The 15,864-nt window shown below is 69.7% G+C and carries 9 protein-coding genes and 2 pseudogenes; 6 read left to right on the forward strand and 5 right to left on the reverse strand.

Features of this window, described 5'->3' with window-relative positions:
• Positions 1-189 precede the first annotated feature (189 nt).
• The gene (locus ACFY16_RS25030; RefSeq protein ID WP_390649406.1) at positions 190-1,659 is read right to left on the reverse strand and encodes a sodium:solute symporter; all 1,470 of its coding nucleotides are present in this window, start codon (positions 1,657-1,659) and stop codon (positions 190-192) included.
• A gap of 300 nt (positions 1,660-1,959) precedes the next feature.
• On the opposite strand from ACFY16_RS25030, the gene ACFY16_RS25035 reads away from it, so the two are divergent.
• Positions 1,960-3,561: a PucR family transcriptional regulator gene (locus tag ACFY16_RS25035; RefSeq protein ID WP_390649407.1), complete on the forward strand. Its 1,602-nt coding sequence runs from the start codon at positions 1,960-1,962 to the stop codon at positions 3,559-3,561.
• Positions 3,562-3,833: 272 nt separating this feature from the next.
• On the opposite strand, the pseudogene ACFY16_RS25040 reads toward ACFY16_RS25035, so the two are convergent.
• The 3 genes and pseudogenes from ACFY16_RS25040 to ACFY16_RS25050 all read right to left on the reverse strand — a co-directional run.
• Positions 3,834-4,025: pseudogene (locus ACFY16_RS25040) on the reverse strand (LysR family transcriptional regulator); the annotation flags it as partial.
• Positions 4,026-4,246: 221 nt separating this feature from the next.
• Positions 4,247-5,713 carry a hypothetical protein gene (locus ACFY16_RS25045; protein WP_390649408.1) on the reverse strand — a complete coding sequence of 489 codons (1,467 nt, stop codon included), beginning with the start codon at positions 5,711-5,713 and terminating at the stop codon, positions 4,247-4,249.
• A 455-nt stretch (positions 5,714-6,168) separates the two neighbouring features.
• A pseudogene (locus ACFY16_RS25050) lies at positions 6,169-6,429 on the reverse strand (PaaI family thioesterase); the annotation flags it as partial.
• A 102-nt stretch (positions 6,430-6,531) separates the two neighbouring features.
• Between ACFY16_RS25050 and ACFY16_RS25055 the strand changes: the two are divergent.
• The 5 genes from ACFY16_RS25055 (at position 6,532) to ACFY16_RS25075 (ending at position 11,393) form a co-directional block, all read left to right on the forward strand.
• On the forward strand, positions 6,532-7,125 hold the full coding sequence (locus ACFY16_RS25055; protein ID WP_390649409.1) for an exo-beta-N-acetylmuramidase NamZ domain-containing protein: 594 nt from the start codon (positions 6,532-6,534) through the stop codon (positions 7,123-7,125).
• A 131-nt stretch (positions 7,126-7,256) separates the two neighbouring features.
• Complete coding sequence (locus ACFY16_RS25060; RefSeq protein ID WP_390649410.1) at positions 7,257-8,237, forward strand: GNAT family N-acetyltransferase; 981 nt, start codon at positions 7,257-7,259, stop codon at positions 8,235-8,237.
• Complete coding sequence (locus tag ACFY16_RS25065) at positions 8,234-9,574, forward strand: ABC transporter substrate-binding protein (RefSeq protein ID WP_390649411.1); 1,341 nt, start codon at positions 8,234-8,236, stop codon at positions 9,572-9,574. Before ACFY16_RS25060 ends, ACFY16_RS25065 begins: the two co-directional genes overlap by 4 nt.
• A complete protein-coding gene (locus tag ACFY16_RS25070) occupies positions 9,568-10,527 on the forward strand; it encodes a carbohydrate ABC transporter permease (protein WP_390649412.1) in 960 nt (319 codons plus the stop codon). Before ACFY16_RS25065 ends, ACFY16_RS25070 begins: the two co-directional genes overlap by 7 nt.
• Positions 10,524-11,393 carry a carbohydrate ABC transporter permease gene (locus ACFY16_RS25075; RefSeq protein WP_390649413.1) on the forward strand — a complete coding sequence of 290 codons (870 nt, stop codon included), beginning with the start codon at positions 10,524-10,526 and terminating at the stop codon, positions 11,391-11,393. Before ACFY16_RS25070 ends, ACFY16_RS25075 begins: the two co-directional genes overlap by 4 nt.
• Before the next feature lie 555 nt (positions 11,394-11,948).
• Here the strand turns inward: ACFY16_RS25075 and ACFY16_RS25080 are convergent.
• A complete protein-coding gene (locus tag ACFY16_RS25080; protein WP_390649414.1) occupies positions 11,949-15,566 on the reverse strand; it encodes a LamG-like jellyroll fold domain-containing protein in 3,618 nt (1,205 codons plus the stop codon).
• Positions 15,567-15,864 lie beyond the last annotated feature (298 nt).

The raw sequence follows: 15,864 nt of genomic DNA on the forward strand, positions 1-15,864 counted from the left end.
AGTGAAGATGAAGGTGAGCAGGCGCCCAGCTCGACACCAGGCGACGACGTTCTCAGACGGACGCTTTACGTGGGCGCACCGCGAGTCGTCGGAGAGGAACGCGCCGTGCGGGGGAAGCAGTAGGCGAGTCATAGGTGTACTTGGCTCCGACGCGGGTGTGGACAGTCACTGAGGCCGACTGGTGCGGCATCACACGGCAGCGGGCTCGGGGTTGGCGATCGGCTCGCCGGCCAGGCGGCGGTGCCACACGTCTACGACCGCTTCCTCGGTGGGCTTGGTCGCGAGGCTGACGGTCACGTAGGCGACGAGGCCGGCGAGCAGGCCGTAGTAGATCGGCTCGTTGGCGAGGAGACCGTCGGTCACCATGAAGATGATCACTGTGGCGCCGCCTGCGATCATCGAGGCCATGGCACCGGGCAGGTTTCCGCGCCTCCAGATCAGGCCCCCGAGGATGGGCACGAGCAGGCCGCCGACGAGCAGGTTGTAGGCGACGGTGAGTGCCTCGATGACGTCGTCGAGCAGACAGGCGATGACCATGGCGGTCACGCCGAGGATGGCGATGGCCAGGCGATGAGAACCGACCTCGTCGTGCTCCCGCGAGCCGACGGCGGTCTGGGGGGTGCGGTGGCCGCGGTGGCGCAGCCGGGCCCAGATGTCGTTGGTGGCCACCGTGGCGGAGGCGATCAGGGCTCCGCTGGCGGTGGACATCATCGCGGAGAGGGCGGCGGCCAGGACCAGGCCCTTGATGCCGGTGGGCAGGGCGTGCTTGACGATGGTGGCGAACGCCTGGTCGGCGCTGGCCAGGCTGGGGTAGAGCGCCTTGGTGGCCATTCCGATGAAGGCTCCGGCCAGGGCGTAGACGAGACAGTAGACGCCGGCGACGGTGCCGCCCCAAGCGGCGATCTTGTCGGTTCGGGCGGTGAAGACCCGCTGCCAGATGTCCTGCCCGATGAGCATGCCGAAGGTGTAGATCAGCACGAAAGTGAAGATCGTCTGCCCGCCGATGGAGGTGGGGGAGAAGTAGTCGTGCGGCAGTCGGTCGGCCATGCCGGCGAAGCCGCCGGCTTTGACCACCGCGATGGGCAGCAGCAGGACGAGCACACCGATGCTCTTGACCACGAACTGCACCATGTCGGTGAGCGTGATGGACCACATTCCGCCGAGCGCCGAGTAGCCCACGACAATCGTGCCGCCGATGACCACGGCGACCCAGCGCGGTACGTCGAACAGGACGTCGAAGACGCTGGCGTAGGCGATCGTGGAGGTCACGGCCAGCATGAGGGTATAGATCCACATGACGACGCCGGAGATGACGCTGGCAGCGTCGCCATAGCGCAGGGAGAGCATCTCGGCGACGGTGTAGACGCGCAGCCGGGCGATCCGGGCGGAGAAGAAGATGCTCAGGGCCAGCAGCCCGAGCCCGATGGCGAAGACCATGGCGGCGCCGGAGATGCCGTAGGTGTAGCCCAGGCGTACGCCGCCGATGGTGGAGGCGCCGCCGAGGACGACGGCGGCCATGGTGCCGGTGTACATGAGCGGGCCGAGTCGTCTTCCGGCGACCAGCAAGTCGCTCTTGGAGGCGGCGCGTTTCTTGCCCCACCAGCCGACGCCGACGATGCCGAGCAGGTATCCGGCCATGACGAGGTAGTCGACGGTCACAGGGTCCTCCGATTCGCTGCGGCCGGCGCGTGATGCGCGAAGCCGCCAAGGGGCTGCTGAGCGGGACGACAGCGGCGGCGCGCCGAGGCCGGGGAAGACGGGCGACGCAGTGCCGAGGAAGAAGGAAAGGGGACGTGAGGGGGCAGCGCTGCCAGGGCTGGGGTGGTGCCCTGCTGGTTACGTGACCGTATCTGCGGTTCTTCCTGGCGTTGAAGTGCCGGTTCTATCCAATATGGATTCATCCGTTGGGCGAATCCAGCACTCTCGCGGGATGCTGCCGGGCTGGGAGGATGTCTCCTCATGACCGATACCGAGCAGCTGTCCGTGCCCCTCAGCGTGCTGCTCGCCGACCCCGGCCTGGGCCTGAGCCAGGTGGCGGGGCCGACGGAGGACCGCTTGGTCAGTACGGTCGGCACCACGGAGATCGAGGACCCCACGCCGTACCTGGTCGGCGGCGAACTGCTCCTCACCGCAGGCGTGCGCATCCCGCGGGACGCGGACGGGGTCGACACGTATGTGCGGCGGGTCGTGGCAGCCGGGGTGGCAGCGCTCGGTTTCGGTGTCGCCCCCGTACACGAAGAGGTTCCGCCCGAGCTCGTCGCCGCCTGTGACCGCCATGGGCTGCCGCTGCTGCGTCTTCCACCGGCTACACCGTTCGTCGCGGTCGGGCAAGCCACGTACGCCGCGATCGCCGAGGCCCGCGGCCGTGAACTGAGGGAGATCTCCAAGGCGCAGTCGGCCCTCGTCTCCGCAGCCGCCCGCCCCAACGCCCTGCAGGCCGTTCTCCACCAGCTCAGCTCCCGCACCGGGGCCTGGGCCGTCCTCTTCGACACCAGGGGGAACGAGCTGTTCAGTGCGGGCCCTCGCCCCCCGTACCCGGTGCCGCAGCTGGTGCGCGACCTCGCCGTACGCACCACCGGCCGCTTCGGCACAGGTCACGCGGCGGGCAGACCGTCCCCTCCAGCAGCGGCAGCCGATCACCTCGAAGGGATCCACCTGACGGTTCACACTCTGCCCGGGGCGGACAGCTCCACCGCGCCACTGGCCCTCGGCCAGGCCGCCGCCATGGTTCCCACCCTGGTCCACCGGCAGGTGACCAGCATGGCGACGGTCCTGCTGGCTCTGCTCACCAGTCCCCGGCACGCGCTGGGCACCGACACCCACAGTGTCGGCGCGCTGGTGCGGCTGATGCTCGGAGCCACCCCTGACGAGGTCGCGCCCGCGCTCGTGTCCGCCGACGAAGCGACGGGCGACCACTGGATCGTGGTGCACGGCCGACATCTGCCCGGACGGGCCACGCCGTCACCGAGTTCCGGTGACAGCCCGGCCCAACTGGCCACCCTGGGCACGGCACTGGGCACGCCGTATGTGTACATCGACGGCTCAAGCCTCAAAGCGTTGATCCCCGGTGCACCGGGCGCCCGGCCCAAGCCGCCCGCACAGGCCGCCGACCTCGGGTGGGTTCTGGGCTTCAGCGCGCCCGCAGCGGCGCCCGATCTGCCGCAGGCCGACGTTCAGGCGGAACGGGCCCTGCAGCGCGCGATTGCCGCTGAGGTGCCTGCCGTCGTCCACGCCCCCCAGGCCCTGACCGTGCACACGCTCATTTCTCCCGCCGACGGCCGGGAGTTCGCCCGGGCCCGCTTCGCCTCGCTGGACCAGGCCCGTGCTCCAGGGGCCTCGGTCCTCCTCGACACCCTGCGGACCTGGCTGACCCTCCACGGCAGTTGGGACCGTACGGCCGCGGCCCTGCAGGTCCACCGCAACACCGTGCGGCACCGTCTGGCCCGGGTTGCCGAACTCCTCGACGTCGACCTGCAGGACCCCGGCGTCCGCATGGAACTCTGGTTCGCCCTGGAGTGGCTGCCTGGCGAGCAGGCCGACGAGCAACGGGCGCGTCCCTGACGGGCGGGCGGTTGTGGGGAAGTGCTGCCGCGCGGACCAGGAATCTCCTCCGAGACCGTCGCCCGCGGGCCCGCAGCCCTGGTCGCCCGCCGTACCAGCTCCGAGCGTGGTGCGAGGGTGGCCAGGGCGATGTCGCGGTCTTCTGCGTGCCGTGCGCGCCCGTGATGCTCGGGTCGGCGTGAGCGCGCAGCAGGAGCCCGATCCGGCTGCGGTAGGGCTTCCCCCGCTCCGCGCGGCGCACCAGCGCCGGGATGGCGGCATCCCGGCCCGCGAGGGCGTAGTTCGCGGCCCTCGGCGCTGATCTTCGCCCCGGAACGCTTGCGCTCCAGCAGGTTCACGCCGAGTTCGCGCTCCAGATCGCGGACGGTCTCGCTCAGCGTCGGCTGGGACAGATGCAGTTGCTCGGCGGCGCGCCGGAGCGACCCCAGCCGTGTGACCGCGGCGATGTATTCGAGCTGTTCCATTCGTACCGCAGTCTGGATGTCTTTCCGGGCAGGCCTGTTCAAAGGGGATGGCCCCGGTGAGGGCGACGGACGTTCGAGTGGCATGCCTCCCACGGCGCAGGTGTGGGCCGGGGACCTGCTCGGACGACGGACGGCGAAGGTCGCGGGAGGCCCTCGACGGGGCCTCCCGACATCCTCACGGCGCCCGTCACCCGGCGGTGTCGATCACCGGACGGTGTTCGTCACTTGGCGGTGATCCGCAGGACGCCCGTGACCGTCCCCTGGTAGTAGACCCCGCCCGGTGCCGCCGTGCCGGCCATCTGGAGGGTGTCGTAGAGGGAGCCGATGCCGACCTGGGAGCTGCGGGTGACCTTTCCGGTGTCCGGATCGATCTCGGCGTAGCGGTACGGGTCGAGGAGGCTGGTGCCGGACGTGCCTGGGATCAGCGGGTCGCGCAGCACCGTGTGCAGCTTGCCGTCCGCCAGCGACAGCTTGGGCACGGCCGCCGAGCGCAGTGTGTTGTCCCACACGAGGTCGCAGCCCGAGCCGTCGGCCCGAACATCCACCCGGGTGAGGCCGCCGGTGAAGTCAGCGGATGCGGGCACGCTGTCCCCGGCGCCGTCCGGTACCGCCGGGTACGGGTAGCCGTAGGTGCTGGCCACGAAGACACTGCGGCCCGCGCCGATCGGGGAGTTCTCGCTGCCCGCCCCTCCGGCCGGCAGTACCGGTGTGGAGCAGATCCGTCGGCCGGTCGACGTCTCGTACACCTGGAGCTTCACCTGGGTGTCCGCGTTGTCCACGATGGCCACGTAGTCCGTCCCGTCACCGGGTCCGAAGAAGGTGGGCGTGGAGCCGCTGCCCCAGCTGAGCTGTCCCGGCTTGCGCGCCGAACCGCGGTCGTACGCCTGCCGCCAGGAGATACGCGGGGTGCCGTCAGTGCCGGCGGTCAGCAGGTAGGTCGCCTGGGTCGTGGTGACGAGCGTGCCCTGGGGGGCGGTGGAGATGCTGTTCGCCACCTTTTCCCCGGCGGGCAGCTGCAGGGTGCGGACCGTGCCGGTGCGGTCGTCGGCCGTGCCCACCAGCCCGTTGCCGGTCGCGAACCACACCCGTCCCTGCCAGTCCGGCGACAGCCCGGTCACCGCGTCGTTCTCGGGTATCGCTGAAGTCAACGGCAGCTTCTGATCCACCGTCAGCGTCCAGTCGCCGTCCGCGTCCCGGTGATGGCCGATCCGCAGGAGCGACCTGCTTCCGTCCACCACGACCAGCCGGTCGTCCTGATCGATGTACGCATACACCCCGCCGAGCAACGACCCCTTGGTCAGCGCGAGTTCGGTGATCGAGCCGCCGTCGTCCGGGTCCAGCAGATGGACTGTGGGGACCTGCCCGAAGATGGGTGTGCACAGCGCCACCGGATAGCCGTCCGAGCCGACCAGCACCGTCGGGCAGGCCGACGCGAGCGCCACCCGCTTCGAGCTGAGGGTGCCGGTCCCCGGTCCGGGCAGAGGCGTCGTGTCCGAGGAACCGGTGTCCCCATGCATGGTGGCCGTGCCGTCCGGGCCGGCGTAGGGGTTGTGCGGCGGCACCGGTGTGAAGAGCGAGCCGGTGGCGCTCGCCGGGGCCGCTGCCGCGGCGGTGGCGATCACCGCCGCTGTGAGGGCCGTGGCGAGCAGTCGTCTCGGCCGAGAACGGCCGGGATCGGCGGAAGGCATACAGGTCTCCTGGGGGTCGGGACAAGCCCTCGGGTCGTGTCGGCCCGGATGGGCAGGCAGCAGTACGGGCTGATGGGAAATCGACTGCCCGGTGTCAGGTTCGGCACAATGAAAAGGGCGCGGGCAAATGCCCGACGGGTTCCGCACTTCAATTCAGTGTGCCGAAAGCGGAAACACCTGGGGGTGCCGCCTATTTGTCGGTTGCTACGTCGATCGTCATGCGCCGGGAAAGGGCGCCAACCGTCGCGTCATGAGTCTCGAGTGACCCTGCCTGTGGCGGGGTGCATGCGCTCACCTGCGAGGGCGTCGTCAGATCCGGGTGTATGACGTACGCACGCGGGCCACCGAGGGCCTACACAGGCTGGCGGAAAGCCGAACAAAGTCGACATGGCGCCGCGCCGTCAGAAATGCTCCCGGATACATACCGGAAGACAATCAAGAGATGCGTGATCATGTCAAGCAGTTGTTCCTCGTCGCGGCCGAACGCATCGCCTCCTCCAATCGTCCTGGACTCCGAAGACCTCCAGTTGGCAACACGGTCAGTGTGCGTGCGTCCGGCCTTCAGGACGGTTCCGACCGCCTCGATGTGGTCGCCGACGGCGGGCGCCAGGAGGTTGATCTTGTACTCGACAGTGAGCACTTCGGTGTTCTCGGGGGGACAGGGTGAAGGCCGCGTAGCCGCCGGCGCTGTCGGCGATGGCTGCGGCGGCCGGAGCGGCGCGGCGGCACGAACCGGCGCTGAGTAATTGCAAAATTCCAGGACATACAAGTAAATTTCCAGCTGCCGCTTCGAGATGTCACCGGCAGACGGAGCAAAGATGAGCACGGACGACCGCGTCGAGGTGACGACCGGGATCGCACGACTGCACGCGTCGCCCGGACTCGCCGGGACCGGCCGGCTCGGGCTGGTGACCAACCGCACCGGCGTCCTCCCCGACCTGCGTTCGGCCACGCCCGCGCTGATCGAGGCCGGCGCACGGCTGGTCGCCCTGTTCGGTACCGAGCGCGGACTGCACGGGACCGGACAGGCCGGCGAGAGTGAGGCCGCTCAGGCGGACCCCACCACCGGCCTGCCGGCCCACGACACATACGACCTGATGGTCTCGGCGGCCCGTACAGACGTACGGTTCGTGGTCGCTGACCGGTCGAATCCTCTCGGTGGACTCGTCAGTGAGGGCCCACTGCTCGACCCGGGGTGGGCCGGCTTCGTCGGGCGCGCCCCGATACCCTTCCGGCACGGCCTGACCCGCGGCGAACTCGCCCGCCGTCTCAATGCCTCGGTTGTGCCCCAAGGAGCGGGCACCGCCGTTGACTTGACGGTGGTCGAGACTGTCGGCCGGCGGCGCGCCATGGACGCGGAGGCCACCGGCCTGCCGCCCCGAACGGTCTTGGGCGTTCCCCCACTGCCTTGAGGGCGTGGGAGGTACCCCCAGGTCCCCGGCGTACTCAACCCCGGGGCGGCGACACGCATCCTGTACGTGGTCCGGTCCCGGGCGACGTTCGACGCCGTCCGCGACCTGCGTATGGAAGGACAACCCCGTCGATGACCGAGCGCACGACGAAATCCCGGGCCGAGATTCGTGGCTTTCGCGCGGGCGACGGCCCGCAGTTGGTGGAGGCGTGGCGCTGGAGTGCGCCGGCCGACTCCATCACCCCGGACCGCTTCCGCTCCCTGGTGCTGCTCGACGCCAACTTCGATCCGCAGGGGCTTCGAGTCGCCGTCGACGGCGACCGTGTCGTCGGCGCCGCCTACGCGGTGCGCCGTCTGACGCCCATGACCGGCACCGACCTGGAACCGGAGCAGGGCTGGATCCCGTTCTTCTTCGTCGACCCGGCCGCCCGCGGCCGCGGCCTCGGCCGCCGGCTGCTGACCGACGCCCTGGGCTGGCTGCACAGCCACGGCCGCACCCGGGTGGACTTCTCCTCGTACACCCCGAACTACGTCCTCCCCGGCCTGGACGCCGAGGCGTACCCGGAAGCGGCCGGGCTCCTCGAATCCCTGGGTTTTCGCACTCTGTACGAGGCGGCGGCCATGGACCGCGGCCTGGTCGGCTATCGCATCCCGCAGGACGTCGCGCGCCGCCTGGAGGAACTGACGGCGCGGGGCTACCGGTTCGCCACCCCGTGCGACGACGACCTGGTGGACCTGTTCGCGCTCGCCGGGAACCACTTCGGCCCGGACTGGGCGTGCACGATCCGGGAGTGCCTGGTCGCGGGCACGCCGCTCGACCGGATCGTCGTCGCACGGGACCCTTCGGGCCGCCTGGTCGGCTGGGCGATGCACGGCACGTTCGATTCGGTGGACGAGCGGTTCGGTCCGTTCGGCGTGCTGGAGGAGATGCGCGGCACCGGACTCGGCAAGGTCCTGCTCCATCTGGTCCTGGAGCGGATGCGGGCGCGCCGTGCGCACTCCGCGTGGTTCCTGTGGACCGGCGAGCAGTCCCCGGCGGGCCACTTGTACCGAAGGTCCGGTTTCACCACGACCCGGGTCTTCCGCGTGCTGCGCCGTGAGGCCGCCCGATGACACTCTCACGCCGCGCCGCCGGCCTGAGCCGCCGTCACTTCGCGCTCGCACTTCCCTCGGCGCTGCTCGCCGCCGGATGTGCCGCGCCACACCAGGGCACCGGACGGCCCGGAGACCCGATCCTCCTCACCCTGCTCTCCCACTACGCGAGCGGGGAGCTCAAGGAGGCCCTACAGGGCCCGGTGGACGAGTGGAACGCCACTCACGACCGGGTCAAGGTACGGACGAAGGCCGTCGAGTTCACGGACCTGCTGACCACGTTCATGGTCCGGCAGGCCGCCGGCCAGGGCGCCGACATCATCCAGCCGTACTGCCTGTGGAACGGCCAGCTCGTTCAGGCCGGCGTTCTGCGGCCCGCTCCGTCCGAGCACGCCGCGGAGATCACGCGCGGCTACGGCGAGGCCGCGGTCGGCTCCTCGTCGGTGGAAGGCAAGGTCTACGGCTACCCCACCGAGGTGCAGACATACGCCCTCTACTACAACAAGCGACTGCTGCGCGAGGCCGGCATCGACGGCCCTCCGCGCACCTGGCGGGAGCTGGAGGAGACGGCCTACCGCACCGCCAAGCGGGACCGGTACGGCAACACGCTGGTCCAGGGGTTCGGGCTGTCGACCTACGACGACTCCACCACCGTCGGCCAGACGCTCGCCCTGCTCAACGCCGCCGGAGGAACGTTCGTCTCCAAGGACGGCAGGAGCACCGCCATCGACTCGCCGCCCGGCCGGGCCGTGTTCGATCTGGAGCACCGCCTCGTCGCCGAAGGTGCGAGTGCCCCCGGCATCAACGTCTACAAGGCGTTCCGGTCCGGGCAGGTGGCCATGGTGGTCAGCGCCGGCTGGTGGACCGGGAGCCTGAAGGCCCAGATGGGCAAGGACTACCGCGATGTCGGCGTCGCGCCCGTGCCCGTACCCCAGGCGGACGACGAGCGCGCCACGCTTTCCACCGGATTCATGCTCGGCGTCAACACGGCCAGCAAACACCCGCGTGCGGCCTGGGAGTTCCTGCGCTGGCTCAACGCCGAGAAGGTGGGCGTGAAGAGCGTCGAGAGGGGCGCGACAGCGACCCGGATGAGCTCCTTGCAGGTGTCGGTAGGCTCTCTGACCGGCCGCGCCGACGACATGCGGACGCTCCTGGGGGCGGGCAGCGATCCGAACCTGCGCCCGTTCCTGGACGCGCTGGCGTACGCGGTGCCGGAGCCGAACGTGCCGGGCGCGCAGCAGGCCAAGTCGCTGTTGCGCAAGAACATCGAGGCGTTGTGGACCGGTCAGCAGTCGGTCGACGAGGCACTGCGCACCACCCGCCGTCAGGTCGACCAGGAGGTGTCGCGGTCATGGTGAACGTTTTGACGCCGGAGACGACTGAGCGGGCGCACAGCCCGTGGTCGGCCGGGCCCGCCGTCGACGGCCGCAGCCGCACCCGGCGTCGCCAGGCCGTCGTGGCCTATCTCTTCCTGGCGCCGACGCTGCTGTTCTTCGCCGTCTTCCTGATCCTGCCGCTCGGCTTCGCGCTGCTGCTGTCCATGTCCCGCTGGTCCGGGTTCGACCTCGGCGACATCGATCCGGTCGGGCTGGACAACATCACCCACCTCTTCGCGGACGGATCGACGTTCCTGGCGCCGATCCTCACCAATACGCTGCTGTTCGCCCTGGGCACCGTGGCCCTCTCGCTCGCGGGCTCCGTGCTCGTCGCCACCTGCATCGACAAGCTGCGGTTCCAGGGGCTGTGGCGCACCCTGTACTTCCTGCCGATCGTCACGACCGTCGTCGCCGTCGGCAACGTATGGAAGTACATGTACGAGCCGGGCGGGCTTGTCAACGGCGTCCTCAACGCCCTCGGGCTCGGCTCGGTGGCGTTCCTCCAGGACCCGGACACCGCGCTGCCCTCGGTCGTGGTCGTACAGGCCTGGGCGTCGGTCGGCTCGGCGATCCTCATCCTGACCGCCGGTCTGAAGTCCATTCCCGAGTCGTACTACGAGGCCGCCGCACTCGACGGCGCCGGGCCCGTCACCGTCTTCTGGAAGATCACCCTGCCGCTGCTGCGGCCGTCCCTGTTGTTCGTGTCCATCACCCAGTTCCTCACCGGCCTGCAGTCGTTCGCGCTGATCATCGTGATGACCAAGGGCGGACCGGGTGACGCGACCAATGTGGCCGCGCTGGAGATGTACCGACAGGCCTTCAGTTACGGCGACTGGGGTGCTGCGAGCGCCGCCGCCTTCGTGCTGTTCGTGGTGGTCCTCGCGGTCACCCTGGTGCAGTTGTGGATCTTCCGGCGCAGGGGGGAGGAGGCATGATCCGCCGACGTTTCCCGTGGTTGTCGTATCTGGTGGTCGTGACCGGCGCCGTGCTCACGGTGGTGCCGTTCCTCGACATGGTGATGACGTCCTTCAAGGGGCCCGGCGAGTCCGGCACGCTGCCGTACCGGTTCCTGCCCGAGGCGTTCGACCTGTCCAACTACCGGGCGGCCATGGACCAGTTGGATCTGCCCGTGCTCTTCCGCAACAGCGTCATCGCCACCGCCCTGATCACCGGATCGGTGCTGCTCACGTCGTCACTGGCCGGCTACGCGCTCGCCAAACTCCGCTTCCCCGGCCGGAATTTCATCTTCCGCCTCGTGCTGTCGACGATGATGTTCCCCCCGTTCCTTTTCTTCGTCCCGCACTTCCTGATCCTCGTGCACTGGCCGCTGGCGGGCGGCAACGACCTGTTCGGGCGCGGCGGCGCGGGCCTGACCGTCAGCATCGCGGCGCTCGCCATGCCGTTCCTCGTCAACGGCTTCGGGATCTTCCTGATGCGCCAGTTCATGGTCTCGATCCCGGACGAGGTCCTCGAGGCCGCGCGCATCGACGGCGCCGGCGAGTTCGCCGTGTGGTGGCGGATCGTGCTGCCCCAGACCAAGCCGGTCCTGGTGACGCTCGGCCTGCTGACCTTCGTCGACGCCTGGAACGAGTACATCTGGGCGCTGCTCGTCTCGACCGCCGACCCGGACGTGATGACCCTGCCCGTCGGCATCCAGCTCCTGCAGGACTACGTCGACCCGACCCGCACGATGCCCATCGTCATGGCCGGCCTCGTCCTGAGCATCCTCCCGGTGCTGATCCTCTTCCTGCTGCTGCAGAAGTACTACATCCGCGGCGTCATGCTCAGCGGCCTCAAGTAAGGCGGGTCCGGGCCAGGCCTTCGCCAACTCCGTACCCGGGAAGACGACAAAGGGCGGTCGCGGGGCCCGCGTCGCGGTCGTACAGGCGGGCTTCCCCTGAGCGGTCCCCAGCCTCCAGGCCGGGCCATCCCGTTGAGAGAGAAGCTGGTTCTGCCTTCTGGAGCCCTCAGCCGCAGAGCACGCGGTCTCCTCTCCGGCGCACCTGGCAGTGGGGGCCCGCCTGCTTGCGGGTCCTGCGCACCGAACCTGGGCGCAGGCGCCCGCGCACCAAGTGCGGACTCGGCACGGCCTCCAGCGCCGGGGGGGGCGAAAGGCCCAGGAGTTCCGCGCCGGTCGTCGGGCGCCTCGACGCGCTCGACCAGCCCGGCCGCCTCCATCCGGTCCACCAGGCGCGTCGCGAACAGCAGAGCGCCCGGGTCCGCCGACCGTGACGGACCCGGGCATGTGTGTGGCACCGGCAGCGAAGTGGGCACGCGCCCGCCGGTCCGGGTGCGGGGGCGCGGTGCCCCGCTACCCGGCCCCTGTGCGCGTCACGTGCCGCGCGTGGTGATCACCTCAGCGCACCTCCCGCGCGTACGGCGCGACGGTGATCCGGTCGATCAGCGGCGCGTAGCGGGAGCGGAGCGGCACCCCGGGGAAGGTGTCCGAGGCGTAGGTGGTGCCGTCGAAGTTCGGCAGTTCCTCGGATCGGAAGGTGATGGTGTTCTGCCCCTTCTGCAGGTCGACCGGGACGGTCAGCTCCCAGAAGTTGTTCTGGTGGAAGCTGTGCGGGAAGCCGACGCGCCGCGGAGCGCCGCCGTTGACGGCGATGTCGGCGTGGCGGGCCAGCGGGTCCGGGTTGTAGTGAGTGGCCTCGGCCTGCTCGGGGTTGGAGTAGCGGATGCGCAGCGCGTACAGGCCGGCCCGGTCTGCGCCGACGGTGAACGTCGCGGTGTTGCCGTTGCCGGGCTCGCCGCCGACGCCGGTGATCGCCGTGCCGTCGGTGGCCAGGGAGAGCGGGGTGAGCGTGGCCGAGCCCGCGAGCTTCGCGTCCTGCGCCTCGTAGGTACGCGCAGGGAGCGTGCCCTCCGTCGGCGTGACCGTGAGGCGGTCGACGAGTGTGGCGGACGAACCTCCGGTCACCGTCACCTTGTTGATGCCGCCGGAGAGGGAGACCGCGGCGCTGTTCCCGCCCTTGGCCAGGCGCAGCACGTCGTGCTCGTTGACGGAGAGCCGGGCGTCAGTGCCGCCGAGGGTGTCGACCTTGAGGGTGGCCTCGCGGTCGGCGGGGGAGTAGACCCAGAACGTTGCCGTCTGGCCCTTCTCGAGCTGGACCGCGCCCGAGCCGGTGGCGGGGGTTCCGGCCTGCTTCGGCAGGTTGTAGACGGGCTGGGCCCCGCCGTCCAGCCAGGCCAGTTCGCCCTCGTACACCTGGGTGGCGGCCGAGGCCTCGGGCTGCGAGAGGGTGAGGCGGTCGACGATGGCGTCACCCCGGGTGGAGCGTTTGCCGTCGAGGCTCTTCGCGGCGAGCGTCAGGGTGTGCTTGCCCTTGGTGAGGCGGACCTTCGTGTCGGTGTGGTCCCACACCACCCACTTGTAGCCGAGCGGCAGATACAGTTCCTGCTCGCTGTCCGCCGTGCCGTCCACGCGCAGGAAGACGTTGGTGGGGCCCTGTTCCTGCACCTTGTCGAAGGTGTTGAGGGAGTTGGCGAAGACGCTCAGGTCGTAGGCGCCGTCCTCGGGCACGTCCACGGTGAAGTCGAGCGTGACGTCCGAGCCGGTGCGCAGGCCGCCGACGTCGTAGCCGCCGGAGGTGTAGAACTTCGACACGTCGCTCGTCGAGCCCTCCGGCCCGTTCTTCGAGTAGCCCGACCCGGTGTGGGCGGCGTCCTCCGCCTCGTACGAGCCCTGCCAGCGCACGGGCGGGGACTGGGTGCCCTTCGCCTTCCCGGCGGGGCTGAGGACGATCTCGTACGCCGAGGACTCCTTCAACGTCGGTAGCGTACCGTCGCCGAAGTCGACGACGACCGAGCCGTCGTCGCCGACCTTCAGGTCCCTCTCCGTGAGCAGCTTCGGGCCGGAGTTGTCACCCACCTGCCCGCTCCACTCGATCTCCCGCACCCAGGCGTGCACACGGTCGCCGAAGACCTTCTTCGGGACGCCCGCGAAGGTGATGTGGCCCTTGCCGGTGGACCCGCCGAAGATCAGCCGGGACTGCTTCTTCTTCTCGTCCAGCGTGGCGACGCCCTGCATGGTGTAGTTCTTGCCGGGGAACGGCGGGGTCACCTGCACCGTGTGCCCGCTCATCGAGGCGTACGAGTTCAGCAGCCACCACTGGCCGTTGCCGCGATTGGACTGCACCGCGGAGTCGGAGAGGTTGCCGTCGATGTTCCAGTACGCGATGTCGGCGTCGACCTTGGACTCCTCGATCGCGGACACCCATTGGATCATCTGGCCGGGGACGGAGGTGTGGTAGTTGAAGGCGTACTCGTTGATGTTGACGGGGAGTTGGGTGCCCTCGCGGTCGGTGCCCTTGAACAGTTCCTTCTCCCACGCCCGGTACTTGGCGACGCTCTCGCGCACCGCCTCCGGGTGGCTCAGCTCGTGCCAGGTGATGACGTCCGGGAGGGTGCCCGCGGCCAGGGCGTGCGTGAGGAAGCCCTTCACCTGGTCGTACAGGACGCTGGTGTTGGGCCCGGCGACGCGGGCGTCCGGCATCTTGCCCTTGATGAGCTTGTAGGCGTCGTCCCACGCGGCGAAGTAGTCGTCCGGGTCGTTGAGCCAGCTGACCTTGTCGTAGCTCCATTCGCCGGTGCCGAACATGTTGCCCTCGGGCTCGTTGAACGGCACGAAGACGATGTTGTCCTGGTACTTCTCGGGCAGTCGCAGAACCTGGTCGACCTGCTTGGCCAGCTTCTCCTTGTAGAGCTTCAGCTTCTCCTCGGGGGTGTCGCCCGGCCACTGGTAGGGGAAGCCGCGGTGGATGTCGGTCATGTAGATGTACACGTCACCGTCGGTGGAGTCGGCCAGCGGCTTCACCACATCCAGCGCGTCGGCACCGGGATGCTGCGGGCCGTCCTGCGCCTTCGTGGAGACCGTCCGCAAGCCCATGCCCGCGATGAGGTTGTTGGTGGGGACGTCCGGTCCGTACACGCCGTAGAGGGTGCCGGAGGCGCCACCGTGGAACGCGCCGGTGTCCGAGCCGAGGTCGACGGTGAGCTGCCCCTCGCGGACCACGGTGACGGTCGTCTTCACGGCGCGTCCCGCTGCCGTTCCCGCCACCGTGAACGTCCCCGGCTGGGCGTACTTGTCGGACGGTACGGCGTCCCAGGTGATCGGCGTGTCGCGATCGTAGCCGTCGGAGAAGGAGGAGCGGACGGCGGCCGGGAGGGACGGGGCGGTCCCGGCTGTCGTACGCGCGTCGAAGGCCGTCTGGGAGAGTTCCTGGAGCGTGGGGACGCTTCCGACCGTGCCGGCCACCTGTTCGGGGCTGAGCGCCGCGTGCCACACCGTGAAGTCGTCGATCGCGCCCTTGAGCAGCGGGTCCGGATAGAAGGACTTGCCGATGTAACCGGCGGCCGTGGCCGAACTGTCCAGCAGGTCCCGGGCCTTGATGCCGGTCTGGGCGGAGGAGACCGCCACGCCGTCGAGGTAGGTGGTGATCCGGCCGGCGGAGGTGTCGAGGGTGACGGTGACCGTCCGCCACTGGTCGGCGGGGAGCGGGGCGTAGCCGCTGACCTGTGCCTCGGCGCCCCCTCCGCCGGTGGTGGCGGCGGTGCGCAGCAGCCCGCCGTTGTTGGAGGGGGTGGTGAAGAGGTACTTGGTGGTGTTGGTACCCAGATCGAAGATCCGTTGCCAGGACGACGTGTCGTCGCCCCACTTCACACGGGTGGAGACCGTCAAGTCGGTCGCGTCGCCGAGCACTTCGCGGGGCAGTAGGACGTACGCGCCGTCGGAGGTGGGCGCCCCGCCGGGCAGGGCCAGGGCCTTGCCTCCGTCCGTCCCTGTGACGGACTGGGCCGTGGAGCCGTTGACCAGGCTCGCCGTCAGGCCGTTGCCGGAGCTGTCGGTGATCCTGCCGGATGCGAGGTCGTCCTGGTCGAAGGTGTAGCGGGCGACGGGCTGGGGGGTGTCGGCTGCTTGCGCGGGGACGGCGGGTGCGGTCAGCAGGCCTGCTCCGAGAGCCACTGCCACGGCGGCCGGGGCTCGGCGCCTGGCGGATCTGTCAGCGGATGGCATGGATTGCGTCCTCAATCCTTGAGTAAGGGGTTCCGGTCGGCCCACCTCGGTCGGCTGCTCGTCCATGGGGAGAGTCCGAGGCGTCGAACCGGTTCGATCACGTGCAGCACGAGGGCGAGGGAACTCTTCGAGGTGGCGGGGATGGCGGCCCCGCTCTGCCGGGAGTGTGCGGAACGAGCCCACCGGTTGCCGGAAGGATCGATTCATCGAACCGGTTCGGCGAAACTAGCATCGGGCCACCCGGCCATCAATC

The sequence above is a fragment of the Streptomyces sp. NPDC001315 genome (assembly GCF_042896175.1).
In the GTDB taxonomy this organism is placed as follows: Bacteria; Actinomycetota; Actinomycetes; order Streptomycetales; family Streptomycetaceae; genus Streptomyces.

Coding starts and splice junctions, on each gene's coding strand:
- ACFY16_RS25035 (WP_390649407.1), top strand. CDS start 1,960: ATGACCGATACCGAGCAGCTGTCCGTGCCCCTCAGCGTGCTGCTCGCC.
- ACFY16_RS25055 (WP_390649409.1), top strand. CDS start 6,532: ATGAGCACGGACGACCGCGTCGAGGTGACGACCGGGATCGCACGACTG.
- ACFY16_RS25045 (WP_390649408.1), bottom strand. CDS start 5,713: ATGCCTTCCGCCGATCCCGGCCGTTCTCGGCCGAGACGACTGCTCGCC.
- ACFY16_RS25060 (WP_390649410.1), top strand. CDS start 7,257: ATGACCGAGCGCACGACGAAATCCCGGGCCGAGATTCGTGGCTTTCGC.
- ACFY16_RS25070 (WP_390649412.1), top strand. CDS start 9,568: ATGGTGAACGTTTTGACGCCGGAGACGACTGAGCGGGCGCACAGCCCG.
- ACFY16_RS25075 (WP_390649413.1), top strand. CDS start 10,524: ATGATCCGCCGACGTTTCCCGTGGTTGTCGTATCTGGTGGTCGTGACC.
- ACFY16_RS25065 (WP_390649411.1), top strand. CDS start 8,234: ATGACACTCTCACGCCGCGCCGCCGGCCTGAGCCGCCGTCACTTCGCG.